A 20928-nucleotide genomic window follows, 5' to 3' on the forward strand; every position below is an offset into this window, starting at 1 on the left:
AATAAAAAACGGGAGGCCTGCGCCTCCCGTTTACGTTCATATCAGCCCTGTTACGGGATGATGCGTTACAGAGTAAAGCGATAGAAGATATCGACCGCCTGAGCCACCCCGCTCATCGCCTGCAGATAGAGTCGTGGCAATACCTCGTAGCGCAGCTTGAATTCGGCGATGGGGCTGAAGACCCCGACCCCGTACTGGAACTGCAAGCCCGGCAGCAGATATGCAGACAGCGTCACCTGGGTGTTGTCACCACTGCCCGCGGTATCGAGGGAGACATCGCTCATCCCCAGCGACTCGCCGATGCTCGACACCACGCCATTGGCCTGATTGACCGCACCGGCCACCAGCAGACCGTTGAAACCGCCATCTTCTCCGTTGGTTTGCAGCCCTTTGCCGCGCAGCAGATAGGAGAGCTGCTCTGACTGCGCCATCTGCGGCTCGGAGTAGACAGTTATCTCCGGCTTGCTGGCAGGGCCAGTCACCCGCACCCCGACCGTCACCTGACCCTCGATGGTATCGGGATCCCGGTTGGCCTCGATGTTGAGGAACGGCCGATCCAGCGGACCGGAGAAGAGGATCCGCCCCTCCTTGATGATGAGGTTCTGACCATAGGCCTTGAAGCGGCCATTGGTCAGCACCAGCTGGCCGTTGCCTGCCAGCGGTTTCTCGGGATCCTGACGGATATTGAGACCGCCAGAGACATCGGTCTTCAGCCCCATGGCATCAAGCTTCACATCGTTGCCAAGGCGGATCGCCACCTTCATCGCCAGCGGCAGGCTGGCCTGCTTGGGAGCCGGGGGCAGATCGTCATAGACCACGGTCACATCGTCTGAGACCGCCACCGCCGAATCCGGCAAGCTCTTGACCAGAATACGTGCCCAGGGAATATCCACCTGACCGGTAATGCGGGTCTCCTCCCCCAGCGACACCGCGATATCGGGCGAGACTCTGACCCGGCCCATGCCCGGATATTGCGCCTCCAGATCCTTACCCTGAATGGTGAGGCTGCCGTTGACCGGCATCTTGGCCCAGCTGAGCCAGCCGCCCAACGCCAGCGGCCCCTTGCCCACCAGCATGGAGCCATCGAGCTCGGCACGGTTGCCCTCGATCTTGAGGCGGGTCACCAGCTTGGTCAGGGTCACCATGTCGGAGTGGGTCTGCACTTCACCGTCACGCAGGTTGAGCTGGCCAAACAGCAGGGGCGCCGCCAGCGTGCCGTCGAAGCGGGCATCGGCGGAGATGATCCCTTGCAGGGAGCGCACCTCAGGGATGAGCGGCGCGAAGGTATTGAGCTTGAGATCGTCAAACTTGAGCTGACCACCGAGCAGACCGCGACCGGCAGGCTCCCTGATCAGCAGGTCGGTATCGATATTGCCGATCTGCTTGGAGGCAAAATCGAGGCGAATGGCCGCCTGCTGCCGCTCGAAATCCAAGGCCAGAGCCAGCTGTTGATAGTCGGTTTTGAGACCATCTGCCACAAAAGTGCCCGGCGTGGTGCGCACCACCGCATGCAGGGTCGGCTGATTGCCACGCCAGCTGGCGCGGCCATCGGCCGAGAGCATCGCCTGCCAGCGGAAGTTGTCCGGCAACCAGGGGCGCAGCCGTTTGAGATCAAACTCGCTCAGGGCAAACTCCAGGGTACCCTGCGCAGCGGAGACCTGACTCCCCTTGACGCAGAGGCTGGCCCCCTGGGAGCCGAGGCAGAGATCTCCCATCGCTAGCCGCTGACGCGGCAGATCGAAATCCAGTGCCCAGGGGGAGCTCAAGTCCCAACGGCGCAGCGGGGTTTTCAGCTGCAACTCGGAGAGCGCTCCGCGCCAGTGATCCCCCCGCACGCCGCCACCGAGCTTGAGGTTGGCCGCAACAGGGTCACCCTTCATGGTCAGGGTCAACAGATGCTGACTGATATCGCCGCTGAGGTTCAGGGCCAGCTGGCTGAGCTTGGTTTCGCCCTGTTTCAGCTGCGCCACCAACAACGCGAGCTCACCGGCCGGTTTGGCGCCGATCACCGCATTGCCCTTGAGGCTAATACCCTTCAGGTCGGTGCCGGCATAGTAGAGCCGGTCGGAGGCCAGATCCGCATCGATTTTTGGCGTCTGCTGATTGCCACTGACCTTCACCTGTCCCTTGATATCCCCTTTCAGGCCGGGATAGATACCCCCCAGCTGGGGAGCCTGCAGGTTGGCATCAAGCTTCCATTGGGCAGTGCTGATGCTGCCCTTGGCCTGCAACTGGTTGGGGCCACTTTGCAACGAGATCGCCGGGATCTGCCACTCCATCTTGTCGTTGCCGCTAAGCTCCCCCTTGAGGGCCAGCGGGTACTGGTTGAGCTTGCCATCCACCTTGAGCTTGGGCAGTTTCAGCTCCCAGTGACCCGCTTCGTTCATCACGAAACGGCTCTCCAGCTCACCGGCCAGCGTCCCTTTCAGCTCGGGCAGCAGCTCGGCCGGATTGATCCCCTTGAACAGTGTGGTCCCCTGCCACTCGATCCCCTTGTTCCAGGCGAGCTTGCCATCGAGCTTCAGCTCCCCCTTGAGGGCGTTGAGCTGCAAAGCGATCTTGCTGAGCCGCTCCAGATCCCCCTTGCCGTCCAGCGCAAGCTTGAAGGGGGGGACATCGGTTCCCTTGCCGGAGGTATTGAGGGCAAACTGGTAGCCGGAGAGCTTGCCCTTGGCAGTCAGGCCCCCCTTGTCCAGCCGATAGCTCGGCTCATCTTTGGCAGGCTTGTGCAACGGCCAGCCGAGGCTCTTCCAGTCGAGGGCCAAATCAAAAGGCAGATCCGGGTCGAGGGCGGCCAGCGAGCCCTTGAGATTGGCGGCGACCGGCCCCTTGGCCGACAACACCAGCCCCAGCTTGCCGACCGAACCGTTCAGCGCCAGCGTGGCCTGCTCACCCTGCAGCTCGCCATCCAGCAGCCCCTTGCGGGCCTTGGCATCCAGCGTCACCGCCAGCGGGTAGTCATCACTTAGCTGAATGTGGCCCTTGAGCGCCAGATCGGCTATGGCGTGGCGCAGCGAGAGCTCGCGCACCTCGATGCGATCATCGACGGCGGTGGCCGACAGCAGAAGCTTGTCGAGCCCTTCAATCAGCTCGCCCTGCTTATATTGCACCCGGGTCGCGCTGACCCCTTCCAGCTGGATGGGGAAAGGAAGATGAATGGCGGGCAGGAGAATGGGGGCAGCCTTTGCCGTGTTCGCAGCTGGCGTCCCTTTGCCCTGTTTGACGGTCTTGGCGCTGGCCTTGTCGTTGCGCGCCACCGCAGCACCGGCTTGCTTCTCGTTAGCGGCCGGCTGCTTGGCAGATTTGGCTGCGCTGGCGGGTGCCGCATCATCCAGCGTCACCTTCAGGTTATCGAGCACCGGGCCGCGCACAATCAGCCCCTTGCGATTGAGGGTGGCGCCGATATCGAGGGACCCCAGCGTCACGGCAACACCGGGCACCGCCAGATCGAGATCGGCCACCTTAAGGCTGTCGACCTGAATTTTGAGGGGGAGCGGATGCCAGACAAAAGGCTCCGACGGCTCTTCCGGGGCAGGCTCCGAGTCGGCCACCTTCACCACCGGATGAGTCACTTCAAGCGATTTGATCCAGAGTTTGCCCTGCAGCAACTTGCCGAGATCCCAGTCGAGCACGGCGCGATCCACCGTGACATCCACCAGCTCATCCTGCCAGCCGGCCCCTTCCAGGGTCCAGCCATAGCCAAGCTGACCCGCCACCAGCTCCCCCTTAAGAGAAGGCAGCGCTCCCTTGGCCTGTTGCCACAACCACTTGTTGCCCTGATGGGTAAAGCCCAGCAGGCTGACGCCGATGAGCAGCAGGAACACCAGCCCCATCAGCCAGAGAAAAATACGTTTTAGCCAGATCACAATGCAGACCCCCGCGCAAGATACAGCCGCAGCGGCCAAAGAAAAAAGCGTTTAGACAACATCATAATTCAGGCCCCAATGCGAAATGCAGCCGCAAGGGCTTGTCCTCCTCCGATACCCCGACCGCCAGATCCAGCCTGACCTGACCGATGGGGGTGACCCAGCGCACACCGACGCCGGTACCTATTTTCCAGGGCTCGCTGTAATCGGTGGTGGAGGTGCCGCCATCCACAAACATGGCCCCCAGCCACTTCTCGCTGAAGCGGTAGTTGTATTCCAGACTGGCCACGCTGGTGTAGCGACCACCGGTCAGCTTGCCATCCGGCCCGGTGGGGGAGATGCTCTCATAACCAAAGCCGCGCACCGTCTGATCGCCACCGGTAAAGAAGCGCAAGGACGGCGGCACCAGCGAGAAGCTGTCACCTATGATGGCCCCCTGCTCTGCCCGCATCAGGAATCTGTGGTTATCGCCAAGAGTTCGCAGCCACTTGCTGCGCCCCCATACCCGCATAAAGCTGATGTCGGAACCCCATCTGGGGTCGGAGAACTCCAGCGTCAACTGCTGGCGATCCCCCCAGTCGGGCACCAGAGTGCCGCGCACCCGCAGTCGGGACCAGGAGACCCCGGGGATCAGCAGCAAGCTGTTCCCCTCGTCGGCGCCCTGGGTATAGATCTCGTTCTCCAGCCGGATAAAGACGTCCCGATCCCAGCTCTCCGGCCGTCGCGTCCAGCGGTGCACACCGATGGTAGTGAGATCGGAGCGGGTATCGTTGTTGTCCTTGTACTGGTAGCCGGTCTGGATGGAGTAGTAGTCCCGCAACGGGTTACCCACCGGGATCTGGTAGTCGAAGCTGAGCTCGGCCTCCGGCGCCGACACCTTGGCGGTGGCAAACAGGCGGTGGCCGTAGCGGTTGACCCAGGGCTTCTCCCAGGTGGCACTCATCCGCGGCCCCACGTCGGTGGCGTAACCGATACCGGTCTCGATTTCGTGATCGACCCGGTTATCCAGCGTCACCGCGATGGGTACCCGATAGTTGCTCGCCTCGCTCAATACCGGCTTGATATCGACCTGACGGAACAGCTTGGTGGAGGAGACATCCTGCGACATTTCGGCCAGACGGATGGCGAGATAGGGGTCGCCGCTCTTGATGTTGATAAGCGGGCGGATCAGGTGAAGCGCTTCGGGGGTGGCATCATAGCGGATCTCGCCAAAACGGTAGCGATGGCCCGATTCGAACAGAATAAAGATCTCTGCCGTCCCCTTGTCCGGGAACACCTTGACCTGACTCTTGCTCAGCTTGGCATCAAAGTAACCGCGGGCCAGCCCGAGGCTGCCGAGATCCGCCTTGATGGATTCATATTTGGCGTGATTAAGGGGCTCGCCCTCTTTGAGGGACAACTTGTCCAGCAGGGCGCTGTAGAGCTCGTCGCTGCCCGCATCCCCCTCCAACAGAATATCGAGGCGGGAGACGATGACCGGCTCCCCCTTGTCCACCTCAATCACCACTTTGGACGGGGTTTTCTTGTCGCGGCTCAGGGTGATTTTCGGCTGGTAGTAGCCATATACCTGCAGCGCCTTTTTCACGCTCTCGGTGATTTTGGCGCGGGCCGGACGGTATTGCCGCTCCTGATAGACTGGCAGGGCATTGAGGTAGGCTTCAACGTTATCCTTGTTCTCCCCTTTCAACCCCTTGACCTGATAGGTGAGCTTGGCGGCAAACGCGGGCGAAGCCAGCAGCGACAGCAACAGGCCCACCCCCAGTACCCGCAGGCCGCGGCGAAACGCAGGGCCGGACAGTGAACGCCCTGCCAGCAGGGATGAAATGCATCCTGTCAAAGGTCAATATTCCTGAATCTGTGGTGAAGGAAACCAGCGCCCTTTCGGGCCAACCCCGAATGCGGCGCAGCACGCCATGCCGTGCATGGCCGTGACACAAAAATGCGCGCCAGAAAAATGGCGAACCTTATCCTAACATAGGCATCGGCCAGCGACAGCGCGGCGCCATTGGCAAATTCGCCATATCTTTTAAGAGGTTGACCACAAATCACACATTTTGGTGACAATGACGCCGCCCGCTTTCCCGATGGAAGCGAATTGACCTGCCCTGAATAAGGCTCACCCCACCATCAGGCACCATTTGTCACCTCTCCTCCTCTCTTTGCAACCAGAAACCCACCACGACAGAGTTTGTCGGCATAGCCCCACCCTCACCGTTTAACCAGCCCGGCACACCCTAAAGCCCGCCGTAGCGGGTGATTAAGAATTGCTCGTTCAGCGCAATCGAATTATCCCGCTGCCTTTGCGAACGTCCCTCCCTCACACTTGAACCATCAACTGAAGGAGACACATCATGCATGCACGTAGCGAACAAATGGCTGACTATATTGCCGATCGTCTCGAGTTCATCACCTTCCTCGCCTGTTGCAGCGCCCTGCTGGCCCTGCTGACCGGCATGAGTGGCCAACAGGCACTGGCCTTTACCGCCCTGAACCTGCCGTTTGGCCTCGGCATTCTGCTGGCGATGGCGCTGCTGGCCCCCCTGCCCGTCCACTGGCGGCTGCCGGGCATCACCTTGCTGCTGGCAGGTTGCGCCCTGATGACCCTGCAACTGGGGGGAGAGTGGCTCAATCCGCTGGCCATCTGGAGCCTCTACGCCCTGCTCGGGCTGGAGATCATCTGGCAAGCGCGTCCCCGCGCCGTGCTGGCCACCCGCGCTCGCCAATAATACGGCCGATAAAGGGCGGGCTGTGATGGCTGACGCCGGTGGCAAATTGGGGTACTCTTGCGCCCCGATTTGCTACCACCCTTGGCGTTAACAACCTTCGCCATCACTCCCAGGAGCGCCCCGATGAAAAAAGCCTGTGCCCAGCACATTCTGGTCAAGACCGAAAAACAGTGTCTGGAGATCAAGGAGAAGATTGAGAAGGGAGCCGACTTCGGCCAGATGGCCAAGCGCTTCTCCACCTGCGCTTCTGCAAAACGCAGCGGCGATCTGGGGGAGTTCAACAAGGGGGATATGGTCAAGCCCTTTGACGATGCCGTCTTCAAGGGCGAACTGCTCAAGGTGCTGGGACCGGTGCGCACCAAGTTCGGCTTCCATCTGATCAAAGTGCTCTATCGCAACTAAGTCATCGCAACTGACCATTTTCTCGGTGAAGCTCCCGTCAGGCGGGCTTCACCGACCTCTGCATCTCCCTCGCAAAACTGACCAAAACCACGCCAAACTCTCATCAATTTACTAACGTTATCAGGCAATTAAGTTTATCCTTCTCGGCATTGTCCACATTCGACGATGGATCCCGTGCTATGCCCCGCTCTTGCTTGTGGCCCCTGCTGGCCTGGTTACTCCCGCTCGCTGGCGCCCTCGGCAGCCGCCTTCATCTCTGGCCCTGGTGGATAGGTTTTGCGATCTGTCTCATCGGAGCCCTTGTCTCCCTGATCTTGCTGGTGCGTCTGCCCTGGAGCCGCAACCGCTACGCCAGCGGCCTTGGCGCCTTGCCGCTACTGCTGCCGCTGACATTTGTGGCACAGGCGCTGCGCATGCCGCTGATCAACGATGTGAGCACAGATCCCTACAATCCCCCCCAGCTACGCTGGGCGGCAGAGCTCAGAACGGCGCAGGATCTGCCAATAAATAGCGCACCGCTGAAAGCAGTTGAGGCAAAACCCGGTCCTCTCTTTACCAGGGCCTCTCCTGCCGAGGTAGTGATTGAAGCCAGCGAACTGATGCAGGAGCTGGGCTGGCAGGTACGACCGAGCCAGGATGGTCTGGATGCAGTGGTCACCACCGGCTGGTTCGGCTTTCAGGATGATGTGGCGCTGCGGGTCTTTGCTGGCCCCAAAGAGACCCGCATCGATATGCGATCAGCCTCCCGTCAGGGGCAAAGCGATCTGGGCACCAACCGGGCGCGGATCGAGGATTTCCTGACCCGCCTGAACGAGCGCCTCGGTCAGGCCTACAAACCCAATTTGAAACCGTAAGTGTGAAACAACAAGAAGGTAACTGATGCGCGTTGAGGTCAAACCCGACCGGGAATATGCCTGGTTTATCCGCCCCTTTTTCTGGCTGCAAAAGCGCAACTATGGTCAGGTGCTTATTCCGGGCAAATGCTGGGGCCGCTCGCCGCGCCTCTTTGCCGCCGTCGCCACCCTCTACGGCGTCATCAACCGCAAGCGCTCCCCCATCGACCCCGTGCTGCGCTCGCTGGTGACGGTGCGGGTCTCCCAGCTCAACTGGTGTCGTTTTTGCGTCGACATCAACGCCATGACCCTGGTAAAGAGAGCCGGTTCAAGCGAGAAGGTGGAGGCGCTAGCCAACTGGCGCGAAAGCCCCTTGTTTGACGAGCGGGAAAAAGCGGTGCTCGACTACACCGAAGCGATGACTGGCCTCGATGGGGTGAGCGATGAGCAGGCGGCCCGCCTCAAACCCTGGTTCGATGACGATGCCATGGTGGAGCTGACCGGTCTTATCGCCTTTCAGAACATGTCGGCCAAGTTCAACGCCGCCCTCGATATCGCGCCGCAGGGCTTCTGCCAGCTGCCGGTGCAACCGGAACGCCCCGCCCAGCCAGACAGCAAGGACGCCTGATGAACCGGACCCGCCTGCTGCTTGCACTGGTGATGGGGAGCCTTATCGGCACCTTTTTTGCCCTCGATCTTGGCCGTTACCTCACTCTGGACGCCTTGCAGGCCCAGCAGGCGGCAGTGGCGCAATGGGTCGACAGCCACTTTGTCTCGGCCAGCCTGCTGTTCGTGCTTATCTATGTGCTGAGCACCGCCCTCTCCCTGCCCGGCGCCAGCTTGCTCACCCTGGGTGGCAGCGCTGTGTTCGGCGTCGCCTGGGGGCTGCTGCTGGTCTCCTTTGCCAGCACCCTAGGCGCAACCCTGGCCTTTCTCAGCGCCCGCTTTCTGCTGCGCGACTGGGTGATGACCCGCTTTGGCGGCAAGCTGGCCACCTTTCAGTCCGGCATGGCGAAGGAGGGGACCTTCTATCTGCTGAGCCTGCGCCTCATCCCCATCTTTCCCTTCTTTCTGGTCAATCTGCTGATGGGGCTCACCCCCATCAGAGTCAGCACCTACTACTGGGTCAGCCAGCTTGGCATGCTGCCCGGCACCTTCGTCTACGTGCTGGCGGGGAGCGAGCTTGGCCAGTTAACCAGCACCGGCAATATCCTCTCCCCCGGCCTGATGATCGCGTTGACCCTGCTGGGGCTGATGCCCTGGCTGGTCAAGAAATTGACCGCCAAGCTCGCGCTGCACCGCTTGCTCTCTCCCTACCGCAAACCCGCTCGCTACGACTACAACCTGCTGGTGATAGGTGCCGGTGCCGGTGGGCTGGTTACCAGCTATATCGCGGCAGCGGTGAAGGCCAAGGTGGCGCTCATCGAGAAGCACAAGATGGGGGGCGATTGCCTCAACAGCGGCTGTGTCCCCTCCAAGGCATTGATCCGCAGCGCCCGCTTTGCCGCAGAGCAGCGCAAGGCCGACGAGCTGGGCTTTAGCCAAAGCCACTCCCGCGCCGATTTTGCCACCGTGATGGAGCGGGTGGCTGAAGTTATCAAGGAGGTCGAGCCACACGACTCCATCGAACGCTATCAGGGGCTCGGGGTGGAGTGCATCGAGGGAGAGGCACGACTGGTCTCCCCCTGGGAAGTGGAGGTTAACGGCCAGCGCCTTGCCAGCCGCCATATCGTTATCGCCACCGGCGCCCGACCGCTGGTGCCCAACCTGCCGGGGCTGGATCAGGTGCCTTACCTCACCTCGGATAGCCTCTGGCAACTGCGCACCCCGCCGCGCCGCCTGCTGGTGCTGGGCGGCGGCCCCATCGGCTGCGAGCTGGCCCAGAGCTTCGCGCTGCTCGGCATTCCCGTGACCTTGGTGGAACTCTCGGAGCAACTGCTGCCCCGCGAAGAGAGAGAGGTAGCCGACGCCCTGGCAGGGCAGATGAGCCGCGATGGTGTGCAGCTACTCACCGGCTGGCGCGCCGAGCGAGCCGACTATCTGCCCGCAGCCGAGGGGGTTCTCCCCATCAGGCTGCAACTGCGCCGTGGCGATGAGACACAGGTGGTGGAAGGGGATCAACTGCTGCTGGCACTGGGTCGGGTCGCCAATGTGAGCGGCTTCGGGCTCGAAGCGTTGGGGGTCGAGCTGGCCCCCCGCGGCACCATCGCAGTCGATGGCTTTCTTGCCACCAACTTCCCCAGCATACTGGCAGTGGGAGACGTAGCGGGTCCTTACCAGTTCACCCACTTTGCCGCCCATCAGGCCTGGTATGCGGCAGTAAATGCCCTGTTTGGCCAGTTCAAGCGCTTTCGGGCGGACTATCGGGTCATTCCGGCGGCCACCTACACCACGCCGGAGATTGCCCGGGTCGGCCTAAATCGCAAGGAGGCCGAAGCGCAGAGGATCCCCTTCGAGGCGACCCGCTTCGAGCTGGCTGAGCTGGACAGAGCCATTGCCGATGGCGAGCGCCACGGTTTTGTCGAGGTGCTCACCGTGCCGGGCAAGGATACTATCCTTGGCGCCACCATAGTGGGCACTCACGCCGGTGAACGGATCGCCGAATTTGTGCTCGCTATGCGTCACCGCCTCGGTCTTGGCAAGATCCTCGGCACCATTCACGCCTATCCCACCCTGATGGAGGGGAACAAATATGTGGCGGGTGAATGGAAACGGGCCCACCAGCCCACCCGGGTGCTGGCGTTGCTGGCCCGTTATCACCGCTGGCGCCGTGGCGCCTGACAATCAGGGAAACGTTTATGCTCAAGCCATTCTCACAACTCAAACAGCGGCTAAATGCGCTGCTGTGCACCCTGCCACTGCTCGCCAGCGGCCCGCTGTTAGCCACTCCTGATGACAACTGGCAACGAACCCTTGAGGAGGCGAAGGGACAGACCGTCTACTTCAACGCCTGGGGCGGCAGCCCGGAGATCAACGCCTATCTGGTGTGGGCTGGGCAGGAGCTGGCGCGCGACTATCAGGTCAAGCTGGTGCAGGTGAAGGTGGATGATATCGCCCAGAGCGTCAGCCAGCTGCTGGCCAACAAGCTGGCGGGCAAGCAAGCTGGCGGCCCCATCGACCTGCTCTGGGTCAACGGCGAGAATTTCAAGGCGCTCAAGGAGCAGGGGCTGCTCGGCGCCCCCTTTACCGCCGAGCTGCCCAACATGGCGCTGGTAGACAGCAGCCTGCCGGTGAGTGAGGACTTCACCCTGCCGGTGGAAGGGCTGGAAGCCCCCTGGGGCATCGGCCAGCTCAATCTGATGGTCGACACCGAAGAGGTCGCCAGAGCGCCCACCTCGGCTGCAGCTCTGCTGGCGTGGGCCAAGGCCCATCCCGGTCGCTTCACCTATCCCAAGCCGCCCCAGTTCCATGGCTCCAGTTTTCTCAAGCAGATCCTGCTGGAATTGACGCCAAACCCAGCCCCCCTCTATCGGGAGGCGACCGAGAGCGACTTTGCCAAGCTCACCGCCCCGCTCTGGGCCTGGCTCGATGAGCTGCATCCGGCACTCTGGCGCAAGGGCAAACTGTTCCCCACCAGCGCCGCCGAAACCCGCCAGCTACTCGATGATGGCGAACTGGCCATGGCCATCAGCTTCAATCCGCAGGAGGCGCAGAGCGCCGCCCAGATTGGCGCCCTGCCCCCCAGCGTGGAAGCCGTCGCCATGGAGAAAGGGGCACTCACCAACAGCCATTTTCTCGCCATCCCCTTCAACGCCAGTGCCCGTGCGGGTGCCAAAGTGGTGGCAAACTTCCTGCTGAGCCCGGCGGCGCAGGCGCGCAAGGCCAATCCGGCCTTCTGGGGTGATCCCAGCGTGCTGCGGGCCGATGCGCTGCCTGATTCAGCCAAGGGGCAACCGGCACTGCGCTTCAAAGCGGTAGCCGAGCCTCACCCCAGCTGGCAGCTCAAGCTGGAAGCGGCCTGGGCCGAGCGTTACGGTCACTGATGAGTGCTGCTGGTCACCCGCATTCCTGCTCCCGACCGTGGCGCCGGTTGACACGCCACCCCAGTATGAGTACGGGGATGGCGGTCATTTATCTGGCGATCTTCGTCATCCCTCTGCTGGCGGGACTGTGGCAACTGCTGGCGGAGGGGATGGCCGCCTCTCATCTCGCCTTGCTGCTCGCCCAACCCGGTCTTTGGCACTCCGCTGCGCTGAGTCTGTGGATTGGCGCCGCCTCGACCCTCGGTACTCTGCTGTTGACCACCCTGCTGCTGGCCCACAGCAACAGCCGGGCTTTCGGGCTGCTCCACCGTCTGCTCTCGCCCATGCTGGCCATGCCCCATGTCGCCTTTGCCATCGGTTTTGCCTTTCTGCTCGCCCCCTCCGGCTGGCTGCTGCGGCTCGTCTCGCCAGCGCTGACCGGGTTTGAACTGCCTCCCGACTGGCAAACCATTCGCGACCCTCTAGGGCTTGGGCTGATTGCACTGCTCGTTTTCAAGGAGACCCCCTTTTTGCTGCTGATGGCGATGGCTGCACAGCAACCCATCCTGCTGGCACGCCAGCAGTGGCTGGGGGCGAGCCTCGGTTTCAGCGCCCCCCAGGTCTGGTGGCGCCTGCTGCTGCCAGCGCTCTGGCCTGCCCTGCGCCTGCCCATCTATGCGGTGGCGGCCTACGGAGTGGCGGTGGTGGATCTCGCCCAACTGCTCGGGCCCGATGCCCCCGCCCCACTGGCGGTGCGGTTGTGGCTCTGGTATCAGGACCCGGACCTGCTCTGGCGCGGCGCCACCGCCAGCGGCGCCCTGCTGCTGCTCGCCATCACGGCACTGCTCATCGCCCTGCTCAAATTACTGGAGTGGCTTCATCAAGAGGTGGGCAAAGGCTGCTGGCTCGATGGCAAACGGGCGGCGCCCCACTCCTTTGCCAACCGGCTCGCAGCGGGCTCTGCATTCACTCTGATCACCCTCAATCTGGCGGTGCTGGCGGCGCTGCTGCTCTGGTCGCTGGCGCGCCGCTGGCCCTTTCCCGCCCTTTTGCCCAGCCAGTGGAGCAGTCATTACTGGCTGGATCTGCTGCCAAACCTGCTGCCGCTTCTGGCAACCAGCGCGCTGCTGGCGCTGACGAGCGGCTTGCTGGCACTGGTGATCGCGGTGTGTAGTCTGGAGGCACAAGCCGGCCGCAGCCCCTGGCCGCTCTGGCTTATCTGCTTGCCGTTGTTGCTGCCGCAGGCGAGCCTGCTGTTTGGCATCCGGCTCGGGCTGGACTGGCTTGCACATGACTCGATAAGCAGAGGTATTGGCTGGGGCTGGGTGCTCTGGAGCCAGCTGCTGTTTGTCTTTCCCTATGTCTATTTGTGCCTGCACGGCCCCTATCGCCAGTTCGATCCGCGGATCACCCAGAGCGCCCTGCTGCTGGGGGCTACGCCATGGCGAGCCTGGTGGCAGGTCAAAGCGCCGCTACTGGCGCGCCCGCTGCTGTTTGCCTTCAGCGTCGGGGCGGCGGTGAGTTTGGCCCAATATCTGCCGACCCTGCTCTTTGGCGCAGGCAGAGTGGTCACCATCACCACCGAAGCGGTGGCCATCGGCAGCGGCCTCAATCGGCGGCTGGCGGGTCTATACGGCCTGCTGCAACTGCTGTTGCCACTCGTTATCTACCTGCTGGCGCTCTGGCTGCCGGCGCGGATCAATCCGGCGCTCAAGGGGGGCGGCTCACGATGAACTCTCATGATGGAAACAGCCATATGCTGAGCACCACGCCTCTTCGACTTTACCTTGCTGAAAATCCGCTGCTTTCACTCCCTGCCCTGCAAGTGGCCCCCGGCGAGGTGTTGACCCTGATGGGGCCCAGCGGCTGCGGTAAAAGCTCCCTGCTGGCAGGGCTCGCCGGGGTACTGCCCGGCGCGCTGGCAGGAAATGGCCCGATCCGGCTGGAGGGAGAGATAAGGCTCGGCGAGCGGCCACTCAACACTTTGCCTGCGCAAGCACGGCGCATCGGCATGCTGTTTCAGGATGACCTGCTGTTCGACCATCTGACGGTGGCGGAGAACCTGATGTTCGGCATGCCTGCGATCATCAAGGGAAAACGTGCGCGGCGGGAAAAGGCACTGGCCGCATTGGCGCAGGTCGCACTGGCAGATCAGGCTGACAAGCTGCCACAGCTGCTGTCAGGGGGGCAGCGGGCGCGGGTCAGCCTGCTGCGGGCACTGTTGGCGGAACCCGACGCCCTGCTGCTGGACGAGCCCTTCTCCCGCCTCGACAAGCCGCTGCGGGCCGCCTTTCGCGAACTGGTGTTCGCGCAGATCAAAGCGCTGGCCATCCCCGCCATCCTGGTGACCCACGATGCGGAAGACGCGCCGGGCACCATACTCAACCTCACCGAATGCCACTGTTAACCGAGGAGTGTTCACCTTGTTTGATCGCCATCTGATCCCCGTGATCCGCAGCCCCCTCACCCAGCTTGCCAAACCGCTCTGCCGTGCAGGGATCAGTGCCAATCAGGTGAGCCTCACCGGCTTTGCCATCGGCATGCTGGCGCTGCCGCTGCTGGCCTTTGGCAGCTATCAGTGGGCACTCGCGACCATCCTGCTCAACCGGCTGCTGGACGGGCTCGATGGCGCCGTGGCGCGGGAAACCGGCATCACCGACTGCGGTGGCTTTCTCGACATCACGCTCGACTTTATTTTCTACGCCGCCGTGGTGCTGGGCTTTGCCCTCGCCGCCCCTGCCAATGCGCTGCCCGCCGCCACCCTGCTGTTTGCCTTTATGGGCACCGGCTCGAGCTTTCTGGCATTTGCCATCATGGCGGGCAAGCGGGGGATCGACAATCCGGTCTACCACCACAAATCCCTCTACTATTTGGGCGGCCTCACCGAGGGGAGCGAGACCATTGCCCTCTTTGTGCTGATGTGCCTGTGGCCCGCCGCCTTCGCCCCGCTCGCCTACGGCTTTGCCCTGCTCTGCGCCATCACCACCCTGACCCGGCTCTGGAGCGGTTACCACACCCTGCGTCCCCCCCAGCCCTAAACAGCACAGTCCTCACAGAAGGGCTAATCCATCACGCGATGAATTGGCGCTGGGTGCGGCGCACGGAACACTTGCGCCCGGATGACAATGTTTTACCATGGCGGCACTTTTATCAGTCTCTTTGAGAACCCTATGCGTCGCCTTGCCTCTCTTCTCACTCTGTCATTATTCCCCCTGCTCGGTGGCTGCAGCAGCGCCCCCGCGCCAAAGCCCGTGGTCGTCCCCCAACCCAAGAGCGCCTTTATCAATCAGGCGCCATCGAGCAAACCCGTTTATACACAAGGGGTTAGCAAGGGGGACTTCGCCAATCGCCCCAACGTGGACAGATTCGTCCAGAAAATGGTCGAGAAGCACGGTTTTGACAACGCCCAGCTGCATCAGGTGCTGGCACAGGCAGAGCGTTACGACTGGATCATCCGCCTGATGGATGCCCAAGCGCCGACCACCGCCAAGCCCACCGGCCCGACCGGTGCCTGGAACCGCTATCGCGCCAAGTTCATCACCCCGGACAACGTACAGAACGGCGTCAACTTCTGGCGTGAATACGCAAGCGAGCTGAACCGGGCGGAGCAGATCTACGGGGTGCCGCCTGAGATCATCGTCGGCATTATCGGGGTCGAGACCCGCTGGGGCCGGGTGATGGGCAAGACCCGCATTCTGGATGCGCTGGCCACCCTGGCGTTTGATTATCCGCGTCGCGCCGAGTTCTTCACCAGCGAGCTGGAAGCCTTCCTGGTGATGACCCGCGACGAGGGGATGGACCCCACCGAACCCAAGGGCTCCTATGCAGGCGCCATGGGCTACGGCCAGTTTATGCCCTCCAGCTTCCAGCGCTATGCGGTGGACTTTGATGGCAACGGCCACACCAACCTGTGGGATCCGGTAGATGCCATCGGCAGCGTCGCCAACTACTTCAAGGCCCACGGCTGGGAGAAAGGCCAACCGGTGGCGGTGCGCGGTCAGGGCCAACTGCCCGGCTATGAACATGGCTTCCAGACCCGCTACCCAGTTGCCACCCTGCGCCGCGCAGGGCTCACCCCCACCAGCAGCCTGGGCAACCACAGCGAGTCGAGCCTGCTGCGCCTCGATGTCGGCACCGGCTACCAATACTGGTACGGCCTGCCCAACTTCTACACCATCACCCGCTACAACCACAGCACCCACTACGCCATGGCGGTGTGGCAGCTGGGGCTGGCGGTGAAAAAGGCCAAAGGCGGTTACTGAGTCAGGTACTGATTTGCCAACAAAAACGGGCCTGCTGGCCCGTTTTTGTTATTCGTTTTCCAGCAACCAGCGTTTGAGCAGTGCCGCTAACTGAGCCTGCTCCGCCTCGGTCAGTGGCGCCAACAGGCGACGCTCGTTGGCCACGTGCAGCTCAACCGCTCGGTCGATAAGCGCTTTGCCCGATTCGGTGAGGCAGACCAGCAGGCTGCGCCGATCGCTGGGCGCCGCTTGCCGCTCTATCAGTCCCCGCTCGGCCAGCTTGTCGAGCCGGGCCGTCATGGCACCCGAACTCAACATGGCCGATTGGTAGAGCACTGTCGGCGTCAGTGGCTCACCCGACCGACGCAGGGTCGCCAAAATGTCGAAGTCCGTGCCAAGCAGGCCGCACTCCTTGAGCTCTTCACTCACCTCACGACCGGCAATTGCCGCCATCCGGGCTACCCGACCCAGCACCCCCATAGGAGAACAGTCGAGATCCGGTCGCTGCCGGGCCCACTGAGCCAGCAGCAGGTCTACATGATCTGATTCCATCGCCAACCACTTATCTTTATATCGAGATACTTGATGATAAATCAATTTGGCGCTAACTTATCTTCACTTAAAGATACTTTGTGAAGAGATAAATAATGCCAATGCTGATCGCCTTGCTGGCTCCACTGCTGTGGGGCAGCACCTATGCTGTCGTCAGCCTCTACCTGACTGACTACTCACCCTACTGGGTTGCCGTATGGCGGGCACTGCCTGCCGGGCTGCTCTTGTTACTGTTGCATCCGCGCATGCCGCCTCTGCCCTGGGGCAAGCAGTTCCTGTTGGCGTTTTGCAACATTGCCGCCTTCTTCGCTTTGCTGTTTGTGGCGGCCTTCCGGCTGCCGGGGGCAGTAGCAGGTACACTTGGTGCCACCCTGCCGCTGGTGCTGATGCTACTGGCCTGGTTGCAAGATGGCACACGACCAAGCCTGAAATGGCTACTGCTGGGATTGATGGGGCTGGCTGGGGTATTACTGTTGCTCAACCCCTCTGCCAATCTGGATCCTGTCGGAGTTGCATGCGCCATGCTGGCCACAGTGCTGATCGGCCAATCCAGCCGCTGGATGCGCCACTGGCCGGTAAACGATCTGCTGGCGCTGACCGCCTGGCAATTGCTGCTTGGGGGCTTGATGCTGATCCCGCTCGCCTGGTGGCTAGCTGGCCCAATGCCGTTACCGGATCCGGCCAGTGTGCCGGGATTGCTCTGGTTGATCCTGCTCAACACCGCGCTGGGCTACTGGGCCTGGTTGTGGGGATTAAAGCACCACGGCCCGGAGGTGATGGGCATGCTGGCCCTCACCAATCCCATGATGGCTGTGTCGCTTGGGGTATTGATGGTGGGTGAAACCCTGGATGTCAGCCAGTGGCTCGGCATCGGGGTGATCCTGCTCTCCCTGTTCCTGATGAAGCTGCCAGCACGCCCCTTCTTCAAACGTTGGCAAGCCCGCCGAGCGAGTACAGGGATCTGTAACGAGGTGTAAACACCAGACCACCTCAACCCATGCATAAACAAGAGGAGCCATTACGGCTCCTCTTTTTAGTCAGCGGTCAGCGACTGGAAGGTGGCTTATACGCCTGCCTTGGCCAGCGCAGCAGAGACGATCTGCTGGGCCTCTTGCTGGATGAGGTCGAGGTGCGCGTCGCCCTTGAAACTCTCCATGTAGATCTTGTAGATAGACTCAGTGCCGGAGGGGCGCGCCGCGAACCAGCCGTTCTCGGTCACCACCTTGAGGCCGCCGATGGCGGCATCGTTGCCCGGCGCCTTTGTCAGCTTGGCGATGATGGGCTCACCCGCCAGAGTGGAGGCTTCTACCAGTGCCGGATCCAGCTTGGAGAGCACCGCTTTCTGGGCACTGTTGGCCGGGGCGTCGATACGGCGATAGCTGGAGCGGCCAAACTTGGCTTCCAGTGCGTCGTAGTGAGCCTGCGGATCCTTGCCGGTCACCGCCAGAATTTCTGCCGCCAGCAGCGCCAGAATGAAGCCATCCTTGTCGGTGGTCCAGACGGTGCCATCTTTGCGCAGGAAAGAGGCGCCCGCGCTCTCCTCGCCACCAAAGCCGAACTCGCCGCTGTAGAGGCCATCCACGAACCACTTGAAGCCGACCGGCACCTCTTTGAGGGTACGGCCAATCTCGCCAGCAACCCGGTCGATCATGGAGGAAGAGACCAGCGTCTTGCCAACGGCCGCATCGGCAGACCAGCCGGTGCGATGGGTAAACAGATACTGGATTGCCACCGCCAGATAGTGGTTCGGGTTCATCAGGCCGGACTTGGTGACGATGCCGTGACGGTCGTAGTCAGGGTCGTTGCCAAGGGCGATGTCGAACTTGTCCTTGAGCGCGATCAGGCTCGCCATGGCGAACGGGCTGGAGCAGTCCATCCGGATCTTGCCGTCTTTATCCAGGGTCATGAAGGAGAAGGTCGGGTCGACCTTGTAGTTCACCACCTCGATGTTCAGACCATAGGTCTTGGCGATGACGTCCCAGTAGGCGACACCGGAGCCGCCCAGCGGATCGACACCGATCTTGATGCCCGCGTTCTTGATGGCATCCATGTCCAGCACGTTCTTCAGATCATCCACATAGGGGGTGACATAGTCGTGCAGGGCCACGAACGGGCTCTTGAGCGCCTCGGCGAACGGCATCCGTTTCACGCCAGCCAGACCCGCTTCCAGAATGGCGTTGGCACGGTCCTCGACCCACTTGGTGATCTCCCCTTCGGCGGGACCGCCGTGGGGCGGGTTGTACTTGAAGCCACCATCTTCCGGCGGGTTATGGGACGGAGTGATCACCACGCCGTCAGCACGGGCAGCCGGTTTGCCTGCATTGTGGCGCAGGATGGCGTGAGAGATGACCGGGGTCGGGGTAAAACCGAGGCCAGCCTGAATGCGGGTTTCGACGCCATTGGCCGCCAGCACTTCGACGGCGCTGGCAAAGGCGGATTCGGACAGAGCGTGAGTATCCATACCGACAAACAGCGGGCCCGTGATGCCGGCCTGCTGGCGATACTCCACCAGGGCCTGGGTCACCGCCAGAATATGGGATTCGGTAAAGGCGCTGTGCAAGGCACTGCCACGGTGGCCGGAGGTACCAAAGGCCACCCGCTGCTCGGGGCGGCTCATGTCCGGCTTGTTGAGGTAGTAGGCGCTGACCAGACGGGGGATGTTGGTCAGGTCGCTTAAACGGGCCGGTTGACCGGCGTGGGAATGCTGAGCCATGGCATTTTCCTTGCGTAATGGCGGCCTTGGCGGGCAAGGCCTGAGTCTTGAAGAATCGTTAAATTGCGCCACACACCTGCGCGATCACCTCTTCGCCATAGCCCATGCTGGCCATCAGCTGGGCCACCATGTTCTGCTTGCGGCTGGTGTTGGTGTTGGTGATCACCCAGAACGGGGTCTCCGGTACCGGCTTGGGCTTGGTGGTGCTGCCACTGGCACGCAGAGCCTCGGGATCCTGCGAGAAATAGACGCGCTTGCGCCCCTTGATTTCGGTGGCCTGGGTAAAGCCTTCCGGGTTATCCCGGTAGAGGGTTCTCAGCACCAGCATAAAGCGGTTGATGGACTTCTCTTCTTTTTGCAGCTCACCGGAATCGAGCAGGGCTTGCAGCCCTTGTTGGGTGGCTACCGTACAGGGCTGCGCGACGGCAACGGGCTCGGCAACCGGCACACCTTGGTTAGCAGGTTGTTCCAGCAGACGGCGCAGGATATCGGAGGCACTCTCACCAATGTGCCGGGTCTGGCTGGCGATATAGAAGTAGAGATCGTCATCAAGCTCGATGGTTTTCATAGGGATGCGCTGGACTCGTCGAAATTCGGATGCGGCGATTATACATAGGCAAACCCGACAGCCCAAGCAAGGGGCTGGCAGATGTACATGAATCTCATCGAGAATACGGCATAATAGCGGGCCAAGTGTGTGATCAGCCGCACTGATAGCCGATCCGGATAGGATTTTTTAGAAAAAAAACCACATAAAATCCCAATCCATTGGACGAAATCCTTTTCTTTCCAGTGCGTTAAATAAAACAGCGATACGCACCCACGACCGACAAGGTGTCATTTTGCAACAAAACAGCATATTGAACTTCAAGGAGCAGGGTCAGGGCCCGGCAGTCATTCTGATCCACGGCCTGTTTGGCAGCCTCGACAACCTCGGCCTGCTGGCCCGAGCCCTATGCGAACAGTACCGGGTCATCAGCGTCGATCTGCGCAACCACGGAGCCTCCTTTCATAGCAGCGAGATGAGCTATCCGGCGCAAGCGGCCGACATCCTGACCCTGATGGATCGGCTGGAGATTGTCGAAGCGACCCTGATTGGCCACTCGATGGGTGGCAAGGTGGCGATGCAGGTCGCCAAGCTGGCGCCAGAGCGGGTGACCAAGCTGGTGGTGGCCGACATGGCACCGGTCGCCTATCCCCACTCCCGCCACCAGAATGTCTTTGCCGGACTCAACGCCACGCTGCGCACGCCGCCGCAAAGCCGCAGTGAAGCGGAAGCCATGCTGGCGCAGCATATCGAGCTCGCCGGGGTGCGCCAGTTCCTGCTCAAATCCTTCGCCAGAGGCGAGCATGGCTGGGGGTGGCGCTTCAATGTGCCCGCCCTTGAGCAAAACTACGCCAACATCATGGGCTGGCCAGAGGATGACCGCCGCTTCGAGGGGCCGGCGCTCTTTATCAAGGGGGGGAATTCTGACTATATGCAGCCCCAATACAGCGAGACAGCCCTGGCCCAATTCCCGGCGGCAAAGGTGCGTGTCATCGCAGGTACCGGCCACTGGCTGCATGCGGAAAAACCGGCTCTGTTCAACAAATTGGTTGTGGATTTCCTGTCGACAGGCGGTTAACAGTTTCA

At 61.8% G+C, this 20928-nt stretch carries 17 protein-coding genes; 12 read left to right on the top strand and 5 right to left on the bottom strand.

What is annotated here, in order from left to right; translation table 11 throughout:
* Nucleotides 1-65 precede the first annotated feature (65 nt).
* On the bottom strand, nt 66-3866 hold the full coding sequence (tamB, locus tag ACTG2W_RS05605) for an autotransporter assembly complex protein TamB (protein ID WP_440016095.1): 3801 nt from the start codon (nt 3864-3866) through the stop codon (nt 66-68).
* A 61-nt stretch (nt 3867-3927) separates the two neighbouring features.
* Nucleotides 3928-5703: an autotransporter assembly complex protein TamA gene (gene tamA, locus ACTG2W_RS05610; protein ID WP_440016096.1), complete on the bottom strand. Its 1776-nt coding sequence runs from the start codon at nt 5701-5703 to the stop codon at nt 3928-3930.
* Between the two features lie 514 nt (nt 5704-6217).
* On the opposite strand from tamA, the gene ACTG2W_RS05615 reads away from it, so the two are divergent.
* The 10 genes from ACTG2W_RS05615 (at nt 6218) to mltB (ending at nt 16051) form a co-directional block, all read left to right on the top strand.
* Entirely contained in the window at nt 6218-6592 is a 375-nt protein-coding gene (locus ACTG2W_RS05615) for a hypothetical protein (RefSeq protein WP_043818464.1), read from the top strand.
* Nucleotides 6593-6715: 123 nt separating this feature from the next.
* Nucleotides 6716-6994, top strand: a complete 279-nt coding sequence (locus tag ACTG2W_RS05620; protein WP_005334269.1) for a peptidylprolyl isomerase — start codon at nt 6716-6718, stop codon at nt 6992-6994.
* Between the two features lie 179 nt (nt 6995-7173).
* Complete coding sequence (locus tag ACTG2W_RS05625; RefSeq protein WP_106843184.1) at nt 7174-7848, top strand: DUF1499 domain-containing protein; 675 nt, start codon at nt 7174-7176, stop codon at nt 7846-7848.
* A 25-nt stretch (nt 7849-7873) separates the two neighbouring features.
* Complete coding sequence (locus ACTG2W_RS05630) at nt 7874-8455, top strand: carboxymuconolactone decarboxylase family protein (protein ID WP_021231092.1); 582 nt, start codon at nt 7874-7876, stop codon at nt 8453-8455.
* Nucleotides 8455-10608 carry an FAD-dependent oxidoreductase gene (locus ACTG2W_RS05635; RefSeq protein ID WP_106843185.1) on the top strand — a complete coding sequence of 718 codons (2154 nt, stop codon included), beginning with the start codon at nt 8455-8457 and terminating at the stop codon, nt 10606-10608. Before ACTG2W_RS05630 ends, ACTG2W_RS05635 begins: the two co-directional genes overlap by 1 nt.
* 17 nt (nt 10609-10625) lie before the next feature.
* Nucleotides 10626-11810 carry an ABC transporter substrate-binding protein gene (locus tag ACTG2W_RS05640; protein ID WP_181281597.1) on the top strand — a complete coding sequence of 395 codons (1185 nt, stop codon included), beginning with the start codon at nt 10626-10628 and terminating at the stop codon, nt 11808-11810.
* A gap of 77 nt (nt 11811-11887) precedes the next feature.
* The gene (locus tag ACTG2W_RS05645; RefSeq protein ID WP_106843187.1) at nt 11888-13522 is read left to right on the top strand and encodes an ABC transporter permease; all 1635 of its coding nucleotides are present in this window, start codon (nt 11888-11890) and stop codon (nt 13520-13522) included.
* A gap of 23 nt (nt 13523-13545) precedes the next feature.
* Nucleotides 13546-14196 (top strand): ATP-binding cassette domain-containing protein, encoded by a 651-nt coding sequence (locus tag ACTG2W_RS05650; RefSeq protein ID WP_106843188.1) that lies wholly within the window; start codon nt 13546-13548, stop codon nt 14194-14196.
* Between the two features lie 16 nt (nt 14197-14212).
* Nucleotides 14213-14827 (top strand): CDP-alcohol phosphatidyltransferase family protein, encoded by a 615-nt coding sequence (locus ACTG2W_RS05655; RefSeq protein WP_106843189.1) that lies wholly within the window; start codon nt 14213-14215, stop codon nt 14825-14827.
* A gap of 132 nt (nt 14828-14959) precedes the next feature.
* Entirely contained in the window at nt 14960-16051 is a 1092-nt protein-coding gene (gene mltB / locus ACTG2W_RS05660) for a lytic murein transglycosylase B (RefSeq protein WP_106843241.1), read from the top strand.
* 48 nt (nt 16052-16099) lie between these two features.
* Here the strand turns inward: mltB and ACTG2W_RS05665 are convergent, their stop codons facing one another.
* The gene (locus ACTG2W_RS05665) at nt 16100-16582 is read right to left on the bottom strand and encodes a MarR family winged helix-turn-helix transcriptional regulator (protein WP_005334289.1); all 483 of its coding nucleotides are present in this window, start codon (nt 16580-16582) and stop codon (nt 16100-16102) included.
* Nucleotides 16583-16677: 95 nt separating this feature from the next.
* On the opposite strand from ACTG2W_RS05665, the gene ACTG2W_RS05670 reads away from it, so the two are divergent.
* On the top strand, nt 16678-17559 hold the full coding sequence (locus ACTG2W_RS05670) for a DMT family transporter (protein WP_106843190.1): 882 nt from the start codon (nt 16678-16680) through the stop codon (nt 17557-17559).
* Nucleotides 17560-17645: 86 nt separating this feature from the next.
* Here the strand turns inward: ACTG2W_RS05670 and pgm are convergent, their stop codons facing one another.
* Entirely contained in the window at nt 17646-19295 is a 1650-nt protein-coding gene (gene pgm / locus ACTG2W_RS05675) for a phosphoglucomutase (alpha-D-glucose-1,6-bisphosphate-dependent) (RefSeq protein WP_106843191.1), read from the bottom strand.
* A 58-nt stretch (nt 19296-19353) separates the two neighbouring features.
* Entirely contained in the window at nt 19354-19863 is a 510-nt protein-coding gene (seqA, locus tag ACTG2W_RS05680) for a replication initiation negative regulator SeqA (protein ID WP_181281598.1), read from the bottom strand.
* Between the two features lie 274 nt (nt 19864-20137).
* Here seqA and ACTG2W_RS05685 point away from each other — a divergent pair, with 274 nt between their 5' ends.
* The gene (locus tag ACTG2W_RS05685) at nt 20138-20920 is read left to right on the top strand and encodes an alpha/beta fold hydrolase (protein WP_234888408.1); all 783 of its coding nucleotides are present in this window, start codon (nt 20138-20140) and stop codon (nt 20918-20920) included.
* Nucleotides 20921-20928: the final 8 nt, after the last annotated feature.

The organism is Aeromonas sp. 96A (assembly GCF_051919165.1).
Taxonomy (GTDB): Bacteria; Pseudomonadota; Gammaproteobacteria; order Enterobacterales; family Aeromonadaceae; genus Aeromonas; species Aeromonas veronii.